Here is a 17,305-nt window from a genome sequence, read left to right on the forward strand (position 1 = left end):
TGTTACGAATTAAAAATGAATTTCATATTATACATATAATGGAGGGGATGCACATGAAGGAGCAGTATAAAATCATTGTTTTAAGTGATGAATTATCCGGGGAGAGGATTCGAAATACATTAGACAAAAATAAATGTAAAACAATAGTTCATGTTGTAGACGTTTCAGATGTTGTTCGAATAGAAAATTCTTTTCAATATATAGTCATTTGGAGAGTGGACGCAGAAAAACTTACAAATGACTTGATAAATAGGGGCGTGCAAAGTTCAAAAATTATTAATTTAACAAAATACATGTATGAATGGAAGGATAAATTAATTTCTATCTATCAAATAAATCCAGAGCTTATGTCTTTATACATTTCTATGAAAAAAGCAAAGAGTGATCCGACGTATGAATTGTTTGCTACCGGTTTGTCTTATCCGCATTGTGGCATAAGTACGGAGCTCCTCTCAAAAAAGTCAATAAAATTAACACTTCCATCGCAAGATCTATACTATGATTATTTAATAGCGTCACAACTTCTATCAAACACTCATTCATTTCAATATTGTTTAATAGGAATAGCCTATTTCTCGTTTTTCTTTGATATGTCGTTATCATCTGAATCATATAGAATTCACAAAGTATATTATCCATTGTTTCAAGATGGTCATCATACTGTAGTTCATTCTCCTCTACCCACTGATGGATTCTCACATCTAAATACTCCGAAACCACTTCTTTCTATTTTTAATTTGCATTTTGAATATATTTTATTAGATGAACTAAAAGATGAATCATTGGTACTGCCTTGGATAAATGCTGAATGGAATACTACTCCTCTTTACATTCCTTTTGAAGAACACGGGAAAATAAGAGCAGCTTCACACGCTAAATTGGCGTATCCTCATACTTTAGTTGAAAATAAAATGATTTTTAAGAAATATTTAGAATTACTATTAAAAAACGATATAAAGCCATTAATTGTTGTATTCCCTGTTACTTCACATTATTTCAATTGTAGTAGTAAGAAATTAAAAGAAGATTTTTATAAAGTTATAAATGAGTTTCAAACTCAATATTCTTTTCAAATCATAGATCTATTTGATTCGCCATTATTTTGTGAGGATGATTTTTATGATAGTGATCATATGAATAAAAAAGGTGCAAATAAAATGTCCGCGTTATTAAATATGTTTATTCAGGAACGAAAAGTATGATATTTTGTTTCATGTTTGCATAAAAGTATATAGGCTCCATACAGTTAAAGTAATGTGATTTTTGTGTCGCGTATATAAATAATATGCGAAGAGGTGAGAGAGTTAAAATGAGAACTCGTATTGAAAGAATTGAAGAGGTCGTAGAGCAACTTCCGTTGGTAAGTGTGTTAATTCCTACGTATAATCGTCCTCGCTACTTTGAAAAGGCGTTATGTAGTGTGTTAGAACAAACGTACCCTAATATAGAAATTATAGTTGGAGATGACAGCACGAATGACGAAACAGAAAAGGTGTTACAAAAATATTTATGTGATCATTTAAATATTATTTATATAAAAAACAGATCAACTCTCGGACAATTTGAAAATGCGCTAATGTTATTTCATGAAGCGAACGGTGAGTATATAAATTTTTTAATGGATGATGATATATTTCATGTGAATAAAATTGAAAAGATGATGAAGTATTTTTTCAATGATCTAGATAATGAAATTAAGCTAGTAACATCTCATCGTCAAGTAATTGATGATAAAGGGAAAGAACTACGACATATTTATTCAACTGTCCGTTTATTTGAAGAGGATACGATTATAGAGGGAATAGAATTAGGAAATAAGGTAATTGTGGATCAAAAAAATTATATTGGAGAACCAACAACAGTTTTATTTCGTAAAAATGAGTTACAAGAACCGTATGGGATTTTTGATAAGAGGCGGTATTTATGTAATGTAGATATAGCTTCATGGTTATCTTTATTAAGTGAAGGAAAAGCAGTATATATAGCAGAGACACTTAGTTACTTTCGATTACATCCAGATCAACAGTTAAATGAATCTAATAAAATGATGGATGGGTTAGAAGATTTTTCACACAGTATTATAGCGGGAGAAAAATATGGTTTCTTATCCAACGAAAAAGATTTAGACAAAGCGATAACTAATTTTCTAGATTATGCAAGAAGGATAGTTCCATCATCGATATTATATACATTAGACTATTACCAAAAAATTAGAGGAAAGAAAATAAATATAGAAAAGAAAAAACAGCATATAAATAATAATTCTTCTTTACCGAAAGTAAGTATACTTATTCCTGCATACAATAGACCTTATTACTTGGAATTAGCGCTCAACAGTGCTCTGAATCAAACATATGAAAATATAGAAATTATTATTTCTGACGACAGTACAAATAATGAAGTCAATGTTATGATTCAACCGTACTTACGTGAATATGAGTGTATTACATATGTTAAAAATGAAACGCCATTAGTTGCCGAAAACTTTAATAAGTGTATAGAACTTGCGAATGGGGATTATATAAATTTTTTATTAGATGATGACTTATTTCATCATGAAAAGATCGAGAGAATGATGAAATACTTTTTGGCATTAGAAAACATTTCATTTGTGACGTCATATCGTGAACTGATTGATGAGAATGGAGAGATATTACCACCGTCAACATTGAATATGAAAATCGCGAAAGAAACAACACTTTTTGAAGGAAAAGAATTAGGGAATTATATGTTAAAAAACTTAAAAAATATAGTTGGTGAGCCGACAACTGTTTTGTTTAATCGGGATTTGTTTGAAGGTAAGTTTGGGTATTTTAAAGGAAAGGCTTATTCTGCTATTAATGATATTGCAACTTGGATAGATATGATGAGAAAAGGAAAAGTAGTTTATATACAAGAACCTCTTAGTTATTTTAGACAACATAGTGGACAAAATCAAAAACAAATGCATTTTATGTTAATGACAATTGAAGAGTGGATTGAATTAATTATAGATGCATATAATAGTGGATTTTTAAGTTCTGAAAGTGAGTATAAAGAGAGTTTATCTTATTGTTTAGAAAATGCGGGATTTATAGTTAAGGATGCAGTAAGAAATGGCGAAATAGATCAAATTTATAATGAAAAGATAAAAAAAGGGTTACACAAATTAGTTGCTCACATGTTTGAGAAAGAATTTTGTTATTGTCAATATTGCAATCAACAATTTGAAAAATTTTCACCTTGGCCAGCACATTATGATTTTCCGAAATATAAATTTGAGATGTGGAATAAAGATACAGGGATATGTCCAGTTTGTAATTCGATGGATCGTGAAAGATTGTATCGTACATACATTGAAACGGAAACAGACTTGTTAAATAGAAACTATACTATGCTTCATATTGCACCTGAAGCGAAGTTAAGAGATTGGTTTAACGAGTATAAAAATATTACGTATGTATGTGGTGACTTAGAACCAAAGGATCCATTAATGAAGGAAATTGATGTTACAAGGATTACATATGATAGTAATACTTTTGATGTAATATTATGTAGCCATGTGTTAGAACACGTTCCTGATGATGACAAAGCAATGCGAGAGTTATATAGAGTGTTAAAGCCAAATGGATGGGGAATTATTCAAGTACCAATCGTAATGAATGTAGATTTTATTGTAGAGAATGAATTAATTGTAACACCACAATTGAGGAAATTAGCTTTTGGTCAAGAAGATCATGTGAGAATTTATAATCAATCGGGATTTATTCAACGATTAATGAATGCAGGATTTAAGGTGGAATTATATAACATAGCGGAAAAACAAGGAATGAAAAGTGCTAGGAAATTTGGATTATCTGAAACAGATATGCTCTATATTGTCCGAAAATGATAGAAAGGAATAGATAGATATGGAGAATATTCCTTTTTTACGTGCTTCAACTGTACCTGTAATTGAGTATTTGGACGAATTGAAGGAAATTGATACATCTCACATATATACGAATTATGGACCTATAAATCAACGTTTTGAGGAAACAATTATGTCGGCATTTTTTCAAAACAGGGGAGCTGTTACAACAGTAGCAAATGCAACGTTAGGGTTAATGGCGGCTATTCAACTAAAGAAAAGAAGAAAGGGAAAGTATGCTCTTATGCCTAGTTTTACATTCCCTGCGACTGTCTTAGCGGCTATTTGGTGTGGATTGGAACCTTATTTTATTGATATTTCAATCGATGATTGGTATATGGATAAAACCGTACTTTTGGATAAGATAGAAGAATTAAAAGAAGAGGTTGCGATTGTTGTCCCGTACGCAACTTTTGGATCATGGATGGACTTAGAAGAATATGAAGAATTAGAGAAAATCGGGGTTCCGGTTGTCGTAGATGCGGCACCGGGATTTGGATTAATGAATAGTGGTATGCATTACGGTCAGGATTTTAGTGGAATGATCGTATATAGCTTTCATGCAACAAAGCCTTTCGGAATTGGTGAAGGAGGGCTCATATATAGTAAAAACGAAGAAGATATACAACGTATTAAAAGAATGGGGAATTTCGGATTTGATAAAAATCGTGAATGCACGATGATGGGGTTTAATTGTAAAATGTCTGAATACGCAGCAGCTATTGGGATAGCGACTATAAAAAGATGGGATCAAAAATTAAAAGAACGCACCCGTATTTCTGAATGGTATAAACAGTTATTGCAAAGTACTGGGTTAATGAAAAAAGGGTGGGAAGTCCAAAAGACAGAAGCGGTTATTCATCAATTTATGCCTATCATTTGTCCAGAAGAAGTTCACAACATACAAGTAATAGAAGAACTGAAAAAACAGAAAATAGAAGCTAGATTATACTTTTCACCATCTTGCCACCAACAAGTTCTTTTTAGAAAATATAAGTCTACAGATTTAACAAAAACGAATAAAATAGCAAAACGAATTGTAAGTTTACCTTTATGGGAAGGAATGACGAAAGAACTAGTAGAGCAAATTGTAATCTGTTTAGAGCAGAAGGTGGTGTTGGTAGATGAATAGTTTTTATAGTCAAGAAGAACTAAAGAAAATTGGATTTTTATCTGTTGGGAAAAATGTATTGGTTAGTAAAAAAGCAAGTATATATAATCCGGGTGCTATATCAGTTGGCAATAATGTAAGAATTGATGACTTTTGCATTTTAAGTGGCAAAATCACAATTGGAAGTTATTCGCACATCTCGGCGTATACAGCGTTATATGGAGGGGAAATTGGGATTGAAATGCATGACTTTGCAAACATTTCAGCTAAAACAATCGTATATGCAGTACTTGATGATTTCAGTGGAAATACATTAATGGGGCCAACCGTCCCGAATCAATATAGGAATGTGAAAGTAGGAAAAGTTATTTTTAAAAAACATGTGATTATTGGTGCTAATTCTATTATTTTTCCAAATGTAACTGTAGGAGAAGGTACGGCAGTCGGCGCGATGAGTATGGTAAAAGAGAGTTTAGATGATTGGTATATTTACGCTGGAGTTCCCGTAAGGAAAGTAAAACCTCGTCAAAAAAAGATGCTAGAGTTGGAAATTGATTTTTTAAAAAGCATTCATTCTTAATAAAAAAGAATGAATGCTTTTTATTTTTATCCCGCTATTTGCCGGGCAGTAAGACTTCACCTCGAAATTCAGCGAAAGCAAAGAAATTAGGTGGGAGCTGATTAAAGTTTCACTTTATGATAGAGCAGAGTGTATCTTAACTTATTATGTTTTAAATTTTGCTGACCAAGGCAATACTGAGCCATAGTGAATGTAAAGTTGGAGGGCGAGCGTATATGTTTGATGAGGATGGGATTGTTTTAATTATGGAACCAGCTGATGAAAGAAACTTGAGGAGATTTATTTTTTCAGTGCCACAGTCAGTGTATGAAAAGAAGGGGATTACATTACACTATGGAGCAGCTATAGGACAAGGATATATGGATATAATTGAAGATATTATAAGCGTACATATAGAAATAGATGTTGTAACAATAATAGGGCATGTAAGAGTATAAATAGCTATTTGAAAAAAGGTTGTAAGCAATTTAGCTAGAAGTTATGATAGAGAAAATTATAGACAATTATAAAGACGAAGGGAGTCTGAAATGAAAATAAAATCAATTTTATTAGTATTTATAGTTTCAATTGGTTTAATGGGATGTTCAATAGTGGAGGAAGGAAAGAACTCCATAGATTATGCTCAAAAGGCGACAGACTATGTAAATGAAATAAGCGCATTTGCAAATGAAGCACCGGCACTAGCAGAGAAAGCTATTAACGATGGGACAGCTCGAAAAGAATTAGAAACGAAGCTGAATGAAATTAAACAAGATATACCAGCTTTCAATGAATTAACGCCACCAGATGTAGCGAAGGATCTTCATCAACAAATCGTTGGATATAATGAAAAGCTAAATTCGTTAATTGATACGTCTATGAAAAAGATAGAGGAAGGAAAAATGGACGTAGAGCAATTTAAAAACTCAGAGCTCATGCAGACGATAGATCAAGTTCGTGATTTGAAAGATAAGGTGCAAAATTTAGGTCAATAACAAAAAGCTCCGTTTGTAACAAACGGAGCTTTTTGTTATTGGATACAATAAACGATTACACCAACGATAATAATCATGTTGCCGATGAGTTTACGTTTCGTTATTTTTTCCCCTAGGAAATACCAACCGAAAATTAATATGATGATATAACTTAAGGATTCTAATGCTGATGCTTGTTTTAATTCCATGCCCTTCATGGCGATTACATTTAATCCAGCATTAAGTACAAATAAAGAGTAACCGATAATAACATAAGGATTCACATATTCTTTTATTCTAGAATCGTATTGTTGTAAAGTAGCTTTTTTTAATAATATTTGTGAGTAATTTGCTAAAATTATCCCGAAAATAAACAATAGCATATAACTATTCATCTTTTGTCACCACCACAATTCCGACGATAATAATAGCTGCACCAAGTAAATGATTCCACTGAATTGTATCTCCAAATAGAAATACTGACCAAAGCATTGACCATAGTATAATAATCCCTCGATGTGAATATGCTTTTGAAATTTCGAAATGTTTAATTACTTGTTGCCATAAAATTGCATATCCGAATAAAAGTATAACTAGTCCGAAATAAGCAACAAAAAATGAGATTGAAGCAATTGGAAATTGAGCTGCCCATTTCATGTAAACCATAATGATAGAATATATCAAAAAAGCTACATGTAAAAATACATAATTTTTAATAGTTGGTTTCATTTATTCACTCTCTTTTACATATAAATATCTATTTATATCTGTTTTTTTAATGATAGATATAGAAATATATTTTGTTTAATCTTTCACATTCCAAATTATATAGTATCATGGCTTTTATTGTAAAACAATAGAAGTCATGCATTCATTTTTTCCAAGATTCTACAATATGTATCGTTTTATTTGTTGCATCCAACTCTACTTGAACACCGAAAGGTATAGTAATCATTGGATGTGTATGACAACAATCGAAGTCAGCTAGAAAAGGAATTCTTTGATTTTGAAGTACTTCCAACAGTATTTCAAAAGGTTTTCGATTTGTACCACAATCATCAAATTGCTCATGTTTTCCAAGAATGATACCTGAAATTTTATCAAATACACCGTTAATTTTAAGGAATGAAAAGCTTCTTTCGATAGTAGTTGCATCTTTTGAACTGTCCTCAATAAAGAGAATATCGCCTTCTTGAATATGTGGCATATAGGGGCTAGCCCAAATTCCTTGTATCGTGTTTAAATTCCCGCCAATAATACGCCCAGTAGCTTTTCCGTCAATTACTGAAATCCAATTGTTTGGTCGAAGTTCTTTCTCCTTCGTCTTTTCTTCCCAATTAATAAATTCATCTGACCAAAATAATGGTTGTTTTATATGATAAGGAAGAGATTGATCATGTAGTAAAGTTTCTGCAAAATATTTGTATGTGCAGTTAACAAAAGGTTCAAATTCGCCAAAGGAAGGGACGAGAGCGGGCCCATAAAATGTAGGGATTCCTGTTTTAGCATAAATTCCTAGTAATAAAGCAGTTGCATCTGAATATCCAATCATTATTTTAGGGTTATTTAGAAAAGCATCATAATCAATATAAGGTAATATTGAATTTGAATTCATCCCACCAATTGTTGACATAATACAAGAAATATTAGGGTTTCTTATCAAGGCATTTAGTTCATCAGCACGCTCTTGTATACTACCAGAACGATAAAAATCATATCGACCTGTTAATGAACCTTCTAATATACGAAACCCTTTCTGTTGTAAGTAAGATTTTGCTCGTTCAAATCTTTTTGGAGAAGTGTAGGTTACTGGTGAAGAAGGGGAGTAGATCCCAATTGTGTCTCCATATTTTAATGATTTTGGAAGTAGCATTTGTATGAATCCCTTCTATTAAATAGTTTATTTACAAGATTTTATTGTTGAATATTCTTATATTTCAGTATTATAAGTGTAACATAAACAAATTAAAATAATAATTACTGTATATGAATAAATATACTTTTTACCTTGACTGTATAAAGGAATTGTTGTTAAGGTTAAATGTGAGTGTATAAAAGGTTTGCTAAAGGAGTTTTGAAATGAATCGGTTAAAATGGGGAAGGATGACAGTCCTATTAGTCATTATTTTAGGGATATGTTGGTTCTTATTCCAAGGAAATCAAAAGAGCGTAGCGAATGTAGAAGGACAACCTTTGCAAGTGGCAGAACTACCTAAAGCAGGATTTACTGAAAAAGTAGTCCCGCCAAAGTACATCCCACCAGAAATTAACGCAAAAGCGGCTATGATTATCGATGCGAGTGATGGAGATATTATTTATCAATATAATGAAAATGAAGCTTTTGCACCGGCTAGTATGTCTAAGATGATGACAGCGTATCTCCTACTAGAGAGTATACATAACGGGAAAGTTCGCTGGGAAGATCCAGTTAAAATGAGTGCGAAGGCGGCACAAACAGAGGGAGCGAGAATCCCAGTACAAGTTAATGACACATTAACTGTTAAAGATTTATATCATGCATTAATGATTGAGTCAGCTAATAATTCAGCTGTGGCTTTAGCAGAACATATGGCAAAATCGGAGAAAGATTTCGTTCAGCTTATGGATGCAAAAGCGAAACAGTTAAAAATGTCGGAACATGCTAAATTTGCAAATGCTTCTGGATTACAAGAGCCAGATGGAAGTGAAACAAAAATGACGGCTGCTGATGTAGCACAATTAGCGTATCATCTTATAAAAGATTATCCGGAAATATTAGAAGTGACTCACTTGCGTCAAAGTCAGCTAGCATTTAATAATATTAATGTTATAAGCACAAACGACATGTTAAACAAAAATAATAAAAGTTTATATATAGAAGGAATGGACGGACTAAAAACAGGATTTACAGATAGTGCAGGATATTGTTTTACTGGGACTGCCAAGCAAGGTGATAACAGAATTATTACAGTAGTCATGGGGACCTCAAGTAAAACAAAACGTTTTACAGAGACGAATAAGTTAATGTCGTATGCATTTGGATTAGTTAATTAAGTAAGTAAAATACCAATCTAGATCGCTACATAAGTAAGGCTGTTTATTGTTACTAATTTTAGATAACAATAAACAGTCTTTTTATTTTAACTTTAAAAAGGAAAAAGATTCTAAATACAAGTGTTATCATTTGAGTTTATTTGTTGCTGTGATATTATAAAGTTATAAGCTTATTAATAATAAGTTTGAGGGGCGTAATATGATGTATACATATGAAATAGCCTCAATTGAAAATTGGAGGGAATTATGATGGCAAAAGATTTTTACTCAGCAATTGAAGACAGAAGATCTATTTATGCAATTAGTAAAGAGCAAGTAGTTTCTGATGAGAAAATTCAAGAAGTGATTTATCATGCTGTAAAACATACACCTTCAGCTTTTAATTCTCAAAGTGCTCGTGTTGTTGTTTTATTAGGAGAACAACATGATAAATTATGGGATATTACGAAAGAAACGTTAAGAAAAATTGTACCTGAAAATAACTTTGCACCTACTGAAGAAAAAATGAATGCATTTAAAAGTGGTTATGGGACGGTTTTATATTTTGAAGACAGTGAAGTAGTGGAAGGCCTTCAAGCAAACTTTGCATTATATAAAGATAATTTCCCAACTTGGTCTCAGCAATCATCAGGAATGTTACAATTTGCAATTTGGACAGCTTTAGAAATTGAAGGGTTTGGTGCTACGTTACAGCATTACAATCCGCTAATTGATGAAGAAGTGAGAAAAGAGTGGGATATCCCAGGGAATTGGAAACTAACTGCGCAAATGCCATTTGGTAAACCGGTAGTACAGGCTGGTGAAAAAGAATTCCAACCGTTAGAAAACCGTGTGAAAATTTATAAATAATTTGATAAAAGGTGAACAGGAATATAACCTGTTCACCTTTTATAAGTAGTAAGGGTTTTTTTGTTCGGCATTTTTCATCTGATTCTTTAATTCATTTTTACGTGTTACAATCGCTGATACTTTTTGTAATGTTATCATTGAAACGAATTGAATAAAAGCATAGTATAGCTCTATATTTTTTTGTATTGGATCATCTATTATATTTCTCATAAATATGCCTCCTCTTTTTATTCAAATAAAACTCCGCATTAATGGGCAACCCGAGTGGTGAGGGTTAATAATCAGTTCGCTAAAATTCTTTTTTATTAAGATATGTATATAATACTATAAACATCCTATAAATTCCATTATCGGAAAAAGAGAACAGTTGATATAGTGTGTGTTTTCTTTAAAGGAGAAATGACTTTTGTGAAATAAATCTTACAATTCGTCAAATTATTTCAAAATTGTAGATAGTATAGAAAATTAGTTTTCTAAAAATATTATACTATTGATAAATAGAGTGATTTTTGTCATGATGAAAGTATACTTCATTTAAGGAGCTTTATAAGGAAATACATACTTTAGTTTGTATTAGGTTAATAGAATTTTTTGTAATAGATAGAAAAGGGATATTTTATATTAAAATATTAAATAGAATGTCGAATTTTCATGCGATATATAAGAAATTTGAAAAAACCATTGCAAAAACACTATATTTAATGATAAAGTTCACATGAAGTTCACACGGATTTCACTTTGTTCATTTAAAATGAACTCTGTGTGAAAAATAAAACTCTTGCTAAAAAATGGAACTGGATGAATATTTTACTTTGATAATATTGTAAAGTATTAAAGTTTTAAGTTTTTTTTTAAGAGGATAGTAGGGAAAGGAAGTAAAGACAACTTATGAAAAAAGTAATTGCAGGTTTAGCAGCAGCTTCTGTAGCTGGCGTTGCAGTTCCAGGAATGGATTCTGCTCATGCACAAGTTTCAAATGAAGCGCTAAAAGAAATTAATGGACAAACTCAAACTCAAACGACTGTAACTGAAACAAAAACTGTAGAAACAACTTCTGAATTAAAATACACAGTAACTGCTGATGTATTAAATGTTCGTTCAGGTGCTGGTACAGGACATAACGTTATTTCTAAAGTGAAATCAGGTCAAGTGCTACAAGTAGTTGGACAAGAAAATGGTTGGTTCAAAGTAAACGTAAATGGTCAAACAGGTTATGTAAGTGGTGACTTCGTAACGACTGGTGGCAAAACAGGAACGACTGTTCAACAAGGAACAGGTACTTACACAGTAAACGTTTCTTCACTTAACGTACGTACAGGCCCAAGTACATCTCATACAGTATTAGGTTCTGTAAACAAAGGTAAAACAGTACAAGTTGTAGGTGAAGTACAAGATTGGTTTAAAATCAACTTCAATGGTGGAACTGGATACGTAAGCAAAGACTTCGTAACAAAAGGTGGTTCTGCTGTATCTAACGAAACACAACAACCAACTACAAACAACAATACTACAACAGTTCAAACTGGTGGTTCTTATGTTGTTAACACTGGTGCTTTAAAAGTACGTACAGGCCCAGCTACATACAACGCTGTAATCGGTGGAGTAACAAATGGTAAAGTATTAAACGTTACTGGTGCTGAAAATGGTTGGTACAAAATTAACCATAACGGCCGCACGGGTTACGTAAGTGCAGACTTCGTTAAGTTTGTAAAAGGTGGAGTAAACAACGTTACAAATAACAATAACAATAACGTTACAAATAACGTTCAACAACCAGGTAAAGATGTACAAAAACCAACAACAGGTGGAGATACATCTTCAATCGCTGGATTCGCTAGATCTTTAAATGGTTCACCATACAGAACTGCTGGTACAACACCTGCTGGTTTTGACTGCAGTGGATTCATTCACTACGTATTAAATCAAACTGGTCATAAAGGCGCTCGTCAAACAGTTGCTGGATACTGGAGCTCTAAAACAAAAACTAGCAATCCACAACCAGGTGATTTAGTATACTTCCAAAATACTTATAAATCAGGTCCTTCTCACATGGGTGTTTACTTAGGAAACGGTCAGTTCATTAGTGCAGAAACAGATGCAACTGGTGTACGTATTAGTTCTGTAAGTAACTCTTACTGGAGCAAGCACATTTTAGGTTACACAAAAGCATACTAAGAAAAAGTAGTTTATATACTTTTCGTATAGAGAAAAGGCTTTCCAAGGAAACTTGGGAAGCCTTTTTATGGTTGAATGAATTGGAAGTTTAATAGTTTTTATTTTAGCTTTCCATTTAAAAATCGATCATATAAGTCGTGGAAATAGTTAGGACGAAATAAGTTAGCTGCATGTCCTGCTAAAGGTATTTCCTTGTATAGAACGTTAGGTAAAATAGATTTCAAATCAAATAGACAAGATTTATAGAGATGATCATGCTCTCCCATTACCCATAGTATAGGGTGAGGAAGTGATTTTAATTTAGACTTTAAATCGAATTCTAACCGATGTCGTAATGACTGGGCAATAATGGATGAATGTAATTGTAATCCGAAACGGTAGTAAATATTTCTTGAAATGACTGCAAACGGATTTGATTTTAGTATACCACTTGGAAAAATAGTATTTGCGTATTGAGAGAGCCATTTAGAGTATTCATCTCCTCGTTTCTCCCAAAATTTTTGGAATACGTTATATAAGCGAGAAGGATTATTGTAATGTCCTCCAATATGACAAATACTTAATACTTTTTCTGGATGCATTTGTGCAAAAATTGTAGAGATGTAACAGCCGTAACTTAGCGCACAAATATGAGCTTTTTTAATACCTTCTTGTTCATATAAGTTTAATAATTGATCTACGAGGCGCTGTAATGAAAAGTCGATTGCTTCTCCTTTATCATCACCGTGACCTAATAAGTCATAAGTTATAATGTTGTAGGAGGCAGAAAATCGTTTTTGCTCCTTTTTGAAGGCGCGACGATTGCCAACTAATCCATGAATAAAAATAATTGTTTCCTTTTCAGAATGTATATTTGTTTGCAAAAAGGATACTCCTTTCACTAACTGGAGATTTATATCGTGTTGTAAATTATTTATCTATAATTTACATAGAATAATATTAAGTACCAGGTAATAATATCAGATGTTTATATCTGTTGTAAAGATGAGTTTTTATGTATATTTTGTAAAAATAGAAAAAGTGTGTTTACATTCGGTTTACATTTGTATCGTATTCTAATTTTAGAAAGAACAGTTTGGTTTAACACGAGGAGATGAACAGGAATGGAAGTTAGAAATGAAATGAAGAAAAAAGGGAGCTGGAGGCAGTTTTTACGCCTTATTCAAGATACAAATCCTCCGAAAGGAATTTTAATTTTTGCGTTATTAATGAGTTTGCTTTCTACGGGAGCGAGTTTATTTATTCCTATGCTGACAAAAGGATTAGTAGATAATTTTTCGCTTTCTTCAATTAGTGCAGGACAAATTGTTGGGTTAGTTGCTTTCTTTGTAATGCAAACTATTGCGGCAGGGTTGTCTATATATTTACTAAATTATATTGGGCAGAAGATTGTAGCGGGACTAAGAGAACGTTTGTGGAAAAAGGTACTTATCTTGCCGGTATCTTATTACGATCAAAATAGAACAGGTGATACTATTAGCCGTATGACGAATGATACAGGTGTTGTGAAAACGTTAATTTCTGAGCATTTGTCAAACTTATTAACAGGTGGTATTTCAATTGTTGGATCGTTAATTGTATTATTTGTGTTAGATTGGAAAATGACTGCGTTACTTTTAACGGTTATTCCGTTGTCTGTATTAATTTTAGTTCCACTTGGACGAAAAATGTATAAGATTTCAAAAGCGCTTCAAGATGAAACGGCATCTTTTACAAGCGTGTTAACGCAAGTGTTATCAGAAATTCGTTTAGTGAAATCTTCAAATACAGAAAAAAGAGAATATGAAACGGGTAATACAGGTATACAAAAGTTATTACAATTTGGTTTGAAAGAAGGAAAAGTGCAAGCATTAATTTCGCCAGTTATGTCGTTTGTTTTAATGGCACTACTTGTTATTATCGTAGGATATGGCGGGATGAGAGTTTCTAGCGGTGCATTAACAACTGGTGAACTTGTAGCGTTTATTTTGTATTTAGTTCAAATTATAATGCCGATGAGTCAATTATCTATGTTCTTTACACAATTTCAAAAGGCAATTGGTGCAACGGAAAGAATTAGTACGATTTTAGAATATAAAGTAGAAGATCATGAAACTGGTGTGAAAGTGACAAATGCTAAGCAGCCGATCGTTCTTGAAAATGTACATTTTGAGTATAACGAAGAAGAGCAAGTTTTGAAAAATATTGATTTCACAATTGAATCAGGAAAAGTGACAGCGATTGTAGGACCAAGTGGTAGTGGGAAAACAACGTTATTCTCATTACTGGAACGTTTTTATGAGCCAACTAGCGGTGCCATTAAATTAGGAAAAGAATCAATTACGAGTTATTCATTACAGTCATGGCGACGTCAAATCGGTTACGTATCACAAGATAGTCCGTTAATCGATGGAACGATTCGTGATAATATTTGTTACGGCGTTGAAGGCGAAGTAACGGATGAAGAAATTGAAAAAGTAGCAGCAATGGCATATGTTGATGCATTTATTCATGACTTACCAAACGGTTATGCAACAGAAGTTGGAGAACGCGGTGTGAAGCTTTCTGGTGGACAAAGACAGCGAATTGCCATTGCCCGGGCGTTACTTCGAAATCCGCAAATTCTTATGCTCGATGAGGCAACTTCAAGCTTAGATAGTAAATCTGAGTCTGTCGTTCAAAAAGCGTTAAATAACTTAATGAAAGGCAGAACAACGTTAGTGATCGCGCATAGACTTTCTACTGTTGTAGATGCAGATAAAATTATCTTTATTGAAAAAGGGAATCTTACAGGTAGTGGTACGCATGATGAATTATTACAGACGCATGATATGTATCGCGAGTTTGCAACGCAACAATTGAAAATTAAAGAGGGTGCATTATAAAATGAATCATCAGTGGGATTTTACTCCACTGATGATTCATTTTAAAAAAATATATTAGATGCTAAGTAGAAAGGAAATGGTTCCTTTGATACCTAAAATTTTAATAGTAGACGACGATCCACACATTAGGGAACTCGTTTCTGTATTTTTAGAACGAGAAGGTTTTCAAACATATGAGGCAATTGATGGAGTAGATGCACTTCGGAAAATGGATGACGTAAAAGTCGATATGGTTATTCTTGATATCATGATGCCAAATATGGATGGATTTGATGTATGTTTTGAATTAAGAAAATACTATGATATCCCGGTTCTGATGCTAACTGCCAAAGGAGAAACATCACAAAAAGTAAAAGGATTTCACCTTGGGACAGATGATTATCTTGTAAAGCCATTTGATCCTATAGAACTAGTAGTGAGAGTAAAGGCATTATTGAAACGTTACCAAATTACAGTTTCACAATCGATTCAAGTTGGAAATGTATTATTAAATCGTAAAACATTCGAAGTTACATCTGGAGAACAAACGGTTACGTTACCGTTAAAAGAATTTGAGCTGCTCTTTACTTTAGGGTCTAAATCGGGAAGAACTTGTTCGAGAGAGCAATTAATTGAAGAAATATGGGGATATGATTTTGAAGGGAATGAACGTACACTAGACGTTCATATTAATCGGTTACGTGAGAAGTTTCAAGAAGAGCAGTCGAAATTTAGTATTAAAACAATAAGAGGATTAGGGTATCGCTTAGAGGTAAGTAAATGAGAAAAGGAAAACGAATGAGTAAGTTGAAGATGCTGAAAGTATTTGGAGCGGTATTAGCGCTCTTTTCTTTTCTTACTATCATTTGGTCTATCGCATTTTATGTAGCAACTAGTATATTGAATGCTTTTGACGTAAACGTATCGCCATTTGTTGCCTTTCTAATTAGTGATATGGTCGGTTTTGTATTTATTATTCTTATTTGGACATTAATTGGAATATTAATGAGGCCAAAACGAGAGGCAATGATTTGGACTATTATTGAACCGATACAAAAAATTGCAAAAGGAGATTTCTCCGTAAAAATACGAAATGAAGAAAAGTATGATGGAGAAATTGGCGTGCTCGTAAAAAGTATAAATGATATGACAGATGAACTGAATACGATGGAGAAAATGAGACAAGAATTTGTATCGAATGTTTCTCATGAAATACAGTCACCATTAACTTCTATAAAAGGATTTGCTAGAGCACTACAAGACGATAATCTTTCTGAGAAAAAAAGAAAGCATTATCTTACCATTATTGAAACTGAAACAACGAGATTATCTAAACTAAGTCAAAACTTATTAAAGCTAACTCTTTTAGAATCAGAAGAGTATATACCAGAAAGAGTGAGTTATCGATTAGATCAGCAGTTAAAGCAAATTGTGTTAAATAGTGAACCACTCTGGGCTGAAAAAGAAATTGAGTTAGAACTAGATTTAGAAAAAGTACATGTTATTGCTGATCAAGAAAGTATGAGTCAAGTGTGGATTAATTTAATTCATAATAGTATTAAATTTACTCCAAGCGGTGGTACGATTATTATTCAGTTAAAGGAACATGAAACAGTAGTGGAAGTGCGTATCCGTGATTCAGGAATTGGTATATCTGAAGAACAGAAACAACATATTTTTGAGCGTTTTTATAAAGCGGATTCTTCACGAAATCGTGCTTATGGAGGAAGTGGCTTAGGTTTAGCTATTGTAAAAAAAGTACTCGATCTTCATCATGGGGAAATAAAAGTTGAGAGTGAGGAAGGGAATGGTACTGAATTTATTGTGTGTATTCCTAAATATAAAGAGAAATAGTGTTAGGGTGATATCTTC

At 32.7% G+C, this 17,305-nt stretch carries 17 protein-coding genes; 12 read left to right on the forward strand and 5 right to left on the reverse strand.

Annotation, left to right across the window (positions count from 1 at the left end; all coding sequences use genetic code 11):
• Positions 1 to 53: 53 nt before the first annotated feature.
• The 6 genes from ACODS7_RS11055 (at position 54) to ACODS7_RS11080 (ending at position 6,554) form a co-directional block, all read left to right on the forward strand.
• Positions 54 to 1,202 carry a hypothetical protein gene (locus ACODS7_RS11055; protein WP_029442027.1) on the forward strand — a complete coding sequence of 383 codons (1,149 nt, stop codon included), beginning with the start codon at positions 54 to 56 and terminating at the stop codon, positions 1,200 to 1,202.
• Between the two features lie 107 nt (positions 1,203 to 1,309).
• On the forward strand, positions 1,310 to 3,871 hold the full coding sequence (locus ACODS7_RS11060) for a glycosyltransferase (protein WP_016082014.1): 2,562 nt from the start codon (positions 1,310 to 1,312) through the stop codon (positions 3,869 to 3,871).
• Between the two features lie 19 nt (positions 3,872 to 3,890).
• Positions 3,891 to 5,021, forward strand: a complete 1,131-nt coding sequence (locus ACODS7_RS11065; protein WP_029442029.1) for a DegT/DnrJ/EryC1/StrS aminotransferase family protein — start codon at positions 3,891 to 3,893, stop codon at positions 5,019 to 5,021.
• Entirely contained in the window at positions 5,014 to 5,580 is a 567-nt protein-coding gene (locus tag ACODS7_RS11070; protein WP_029442030.1) for an acyltransferase, read from the forward strand. The genes ACODS7_RS11065 and ACODS7_RS11070 overlap by 8 nt, the downstream gene beginning before the upstream one ends.
• A 215-nt stretch (positions 5,581 to 5,795) precedes the next feature.
• Positions 5,796 to 6,017 (forward strand): hypothetical protein, encoded by a 222-nt coding sequence (locus ACODS7_RS11075; protein WP_000459105.1) that lies wholly within the window; start codon positions 5,796 to 5,798, stop codon positions 6,015 to 6,017.
• Positions 6,018 to 6,107: 90 nt separating this feature from the next.
• Positions 6,108 to 6,554 (forward strand): DUF6376 family protein, encoded by a 447-nt coding sequence (locus ACODS7_RS11080; protein ID WP_000695205.1) that lies wholly within the window; start codon positions 6,108 to 6,110, stop codon positions 6,552 to 6,554.
• A 35-nt stretch (positions 6,555 to 6,589) separates the two neighbouring features.
• Here ACODS7_RS11080 and ACODS7_RS11085 read toward each other — a convergent pair whose 3' ends face one another.
• The 3 genes from ACODS7_RS11085 to ACODS7_RS11095 form a co-directional block, all read right to left on the reverse strand.
• A complete protein-coding gene (locus ACODS7_RS11085) occupies positions 6,590 to 6,928 on the reverse strand; it encodes an EamA family transporter (RefSeq protein WP_001089874.1) in 339 nt (112 codons plus the stop codon).
• Positions 6,921 to 7,262 (reverse strand): EamA family transporter, encoded by a 342-nt coding sequence (locus ACODS7_RS11090; RefSeq protein ID WP_000805130.1) that lies wholly within the window; start codon positions 7,260 to 7,262, stop codon positions 6,921 to 6,923. The genes ACODS7_RS11085 and ACODS7_RS11090 overlap by 8 nt, the downstream gene beginning before the upstream one ends.
• A gap of 142 nt (positions 7,263 to 7,404) precedes the next feature.
• The gene (locus ACODS7_RS11095; RefSeq protein WP_243168371.1) at positions 7,405 to 8,406 is read right to left on the reverse strand and encodes a S66 family peptidase; all 1,002 of its coding nucleotides are present in this window, start codon (positions 8,404 to 8,406) and stop codon (positions 7,405 to 7,407) included.
• Between the two features lie 206 nt (positions 8,407 to 8,612).
• On the opposite strand from ACODS7_RS11095, the gene ACODS7_RS11100 reads away from it, so the two are divergent.
• Positions 8,613 to 9,566, forward strand: a complete 954-nt coding sequence (locus ACODS7_RS11100; RefSeq protein ID WP_001080878.1) for a D-alanyl-D-alanine carboxypeptidase family protein — start codon at positions 8,613 to 8,615, stop codon at positions 9,564 to 9,566.
• Positions 9,567 to 9,812: 246 nt separating this feature from the next.
• Complete coding sequence (locus tag ACODS7_RS11105) at positions 9,813 to 10,415, forward strand: nitroreductase family protein (RefSeq protein ID WP_103629770.1); 603 nt, start codon at positions 9,813 to 9,815, stop codon at positions 10,413 to 10,415.
• A gap of 39 nt (positions 10,416 to 10,454) precedes the next feature.
• Here ACODS7_RS11105 and ACODS7_RS11110 read toward each other — a convergent pair whose 3' ends face one another.
• Positions 10,455 to 10,625 (reverse strand): hypothetical protein, encoded by a 171-nt coding sequence (locus ACODS7_RS11110; RefSeq protein WP_001244280.1) that lies wholly within the window; start codon positions 10,623 to 10,625, stop codon positions 10,455 to 10,457.
• Positions 10,626 to 11,303: 678 nt separating this feature from the next.
• Here ACODS7_RS11110 and entFM point away from each other — a divergent pair.
• A complete protein-coding gene (gene entFM, locus ACODS7_RS11115) occupies positions 11,304 to 12,590 on the forward strand; it encodes an enterotoxin EntFM (RefSeq protein ID WP_063675233.1) in 1,287 nt (428 codons plus the stop codon).
• A gap of 98 nt (positions 12,591 to 12,688) precedes the next feature.
• On the opposite strand, the gene ACODS7_RS11120 is transcribed toward entFM, so the two are convergent.
• Positions 12,689 to 13,453, reverse strand: coding sequence for an alpha/beta fold hydrolase (locus ACODS7_RS11120; protein WP_001194305.1), 765 nt, complete (start codon positions 13,451 to 13,453; stop codon positions 12,689 to 12,691).
• A gap of 240 nt (positions 13,454 to 13,693) precedes the next feature.
• Between ACODS7_RS11120 and ACODS7_RS11125 the strand changes: the two genes are divergently transcribed.
• The 3 genes from ACODS7_RS11125 (at position 13,694) to hitS (ending at position 17,287) form a co-directional block, all read left to right on the forward strand.
• Positions 13,694 to 15,454, forward strand: coding sequence for an ABC transporter ATP-binding protein (locus ACODS7_RS11125; protein WP_016082006.1), 1,761 nt, complete (start codon positions 13,694 to 13,696; stop codon positions 15,452 to 15,454).
• Between the two features lie 85 nt (positions 15,455 to 15,539).
• The gene (hitR, locus tag ACODS7_RS11130; RefSeq protein WP_000612415.1) at positions 15,540 to 16,217 is read left to right on the forward strand and encodes an envelope stress response regulator transcription factor HitR; all 678 of its coding nucleotides are present in this window, start codon (positions 15,540 to 15,542) and stop codon (positions 16,215 to 16,217) included.
• Positions 16,214 to 17,287, forward strand: a complete 1,074-nt coding sequence (gene hitS / locus ACODS7_RS11135) for an envelope stress sensor histidine kinase HitS (RefSeq protein ID WP_001225395.1) — start codon at positions 16,214 to 16,216, stop codon at positions 17,285 to 17,287. Before hitR ends, hitS begins: the two co-directional genes overlap by 4 nt.
• The last annotated feature ends 18 nt before the right edge of the window (positions 17,288 to 17,305 follow it).

The organism is Bacillus sp. FG16 (assembly GCF_057809515.1).

Excerpts from the sequence above, each read along its gene's own strand:
- ACODS7_RS11055 (WP_029442027.1), top strand. The coding sequence starts at position 54 with ATGAAGGAGCAGTATAAAATCATTGTTTTAAGTGATGAATTATCCGGG.
- ACODS7_RS11060 (WP_016082014.1), top strand. The coding sequence starts at position 1,310 with ATGAGAACTCGTATTGAAAGAATTGAAGAGGTCGTAGAGCAACTTCCG.
- ACODS7_RS11065 (WP_029442029.1), top strand. The coding sequence starts at position 3,891 with ATGGAGAATATTCCTTTTTTACGTGCTTCAACTGTACCTGTAATTGAG.
- ACODS7_RS11070 (WP_029442030.1), top strand. The coding sequence starts at position 5,014 with ATGAATAGTTTTTATAGTCAAGAAGAACTAAAGAAAATTGGATTTTTA.
- ACODS7_RS11075 (WP_000459105.1), top strand. The coding sequence starts at position 5,796 with ATGTTTGATGAGGATGGGATTGTTTTAATTATGGAACCAGCTGATGAA.
- ACODS7_RS11080 (WP_000695205.1), top strand. The coding sequence starts at position 6,108 with ATGAAAATAAAATCAATTTTATTAGTATTTATAGTTTCAATTGGTTTA.
- ACODS7_RS11085 (WP_001089874.1), bottom strand. The coding sequence starts at position 6,928 with ATGAATAGTTATATGCTATTGTTTATTTTCGGGATAATTTTAGCAAAT.
- ACODS7_RS11090 (WP_000805130.1), bottom strand. The coding sequence starts at position 7,262 with ATGAAACCAACTATTAAAAATTATGTATTTTTACATGTAGCTTTTTTG.
- ACODS7_RS11095 (WP_243168371.1), bottom strand. The coding sequence starts at position 8,406 with ATGCTACTTCCAAAATCATTAAAATATGGAGACACAATTGGGATCTAC.
- ACODS7_RS11100 (WP_001080878.1), top strand. The coding sequence starts at position 8,613 with ATGAATCGGTTAAAATGGGGAAGGATGACAGTCCTATTAGTCATTATT.
- ACODS7_RS11105 (WP_103629770.1), top strand. The coding sequence starts at position 9,813 with ATGATGGCAAAAGATTTTTACTCAGCAATTGAAGACAGAAGATCTATT.
- ACODS7_RS11110 (WP_001244280.1), bottom strand. The coding sequence starts at position 10,625 with ATGAGAAATATAATAGATGATCCAATACAAAAAAATATAGAGCTATAC.
- entFM (WP_063675233.1), top strand. The coding sequence starts at position 11,304 with ATGAAAAAAGTAATTGCAGGTTTAGCAGCAGCTTCTGTAGCTGGCGTT.
- ACODS7_RS11125 (WP_016082006.1), top strand. The coding sequence starts at position 13,694 with ATGGAAGTTAGAAATGAAATGAAGAAAAAAGGGAGCTGGAGGCAGTTT.
- hitS (WP_001225395.1), top strand. The coding sequence starts at position 16,214 with ATGAGAAAAGGAAAACGAATGAGTAAGTTGAAGATGCTGAAAGTATTT.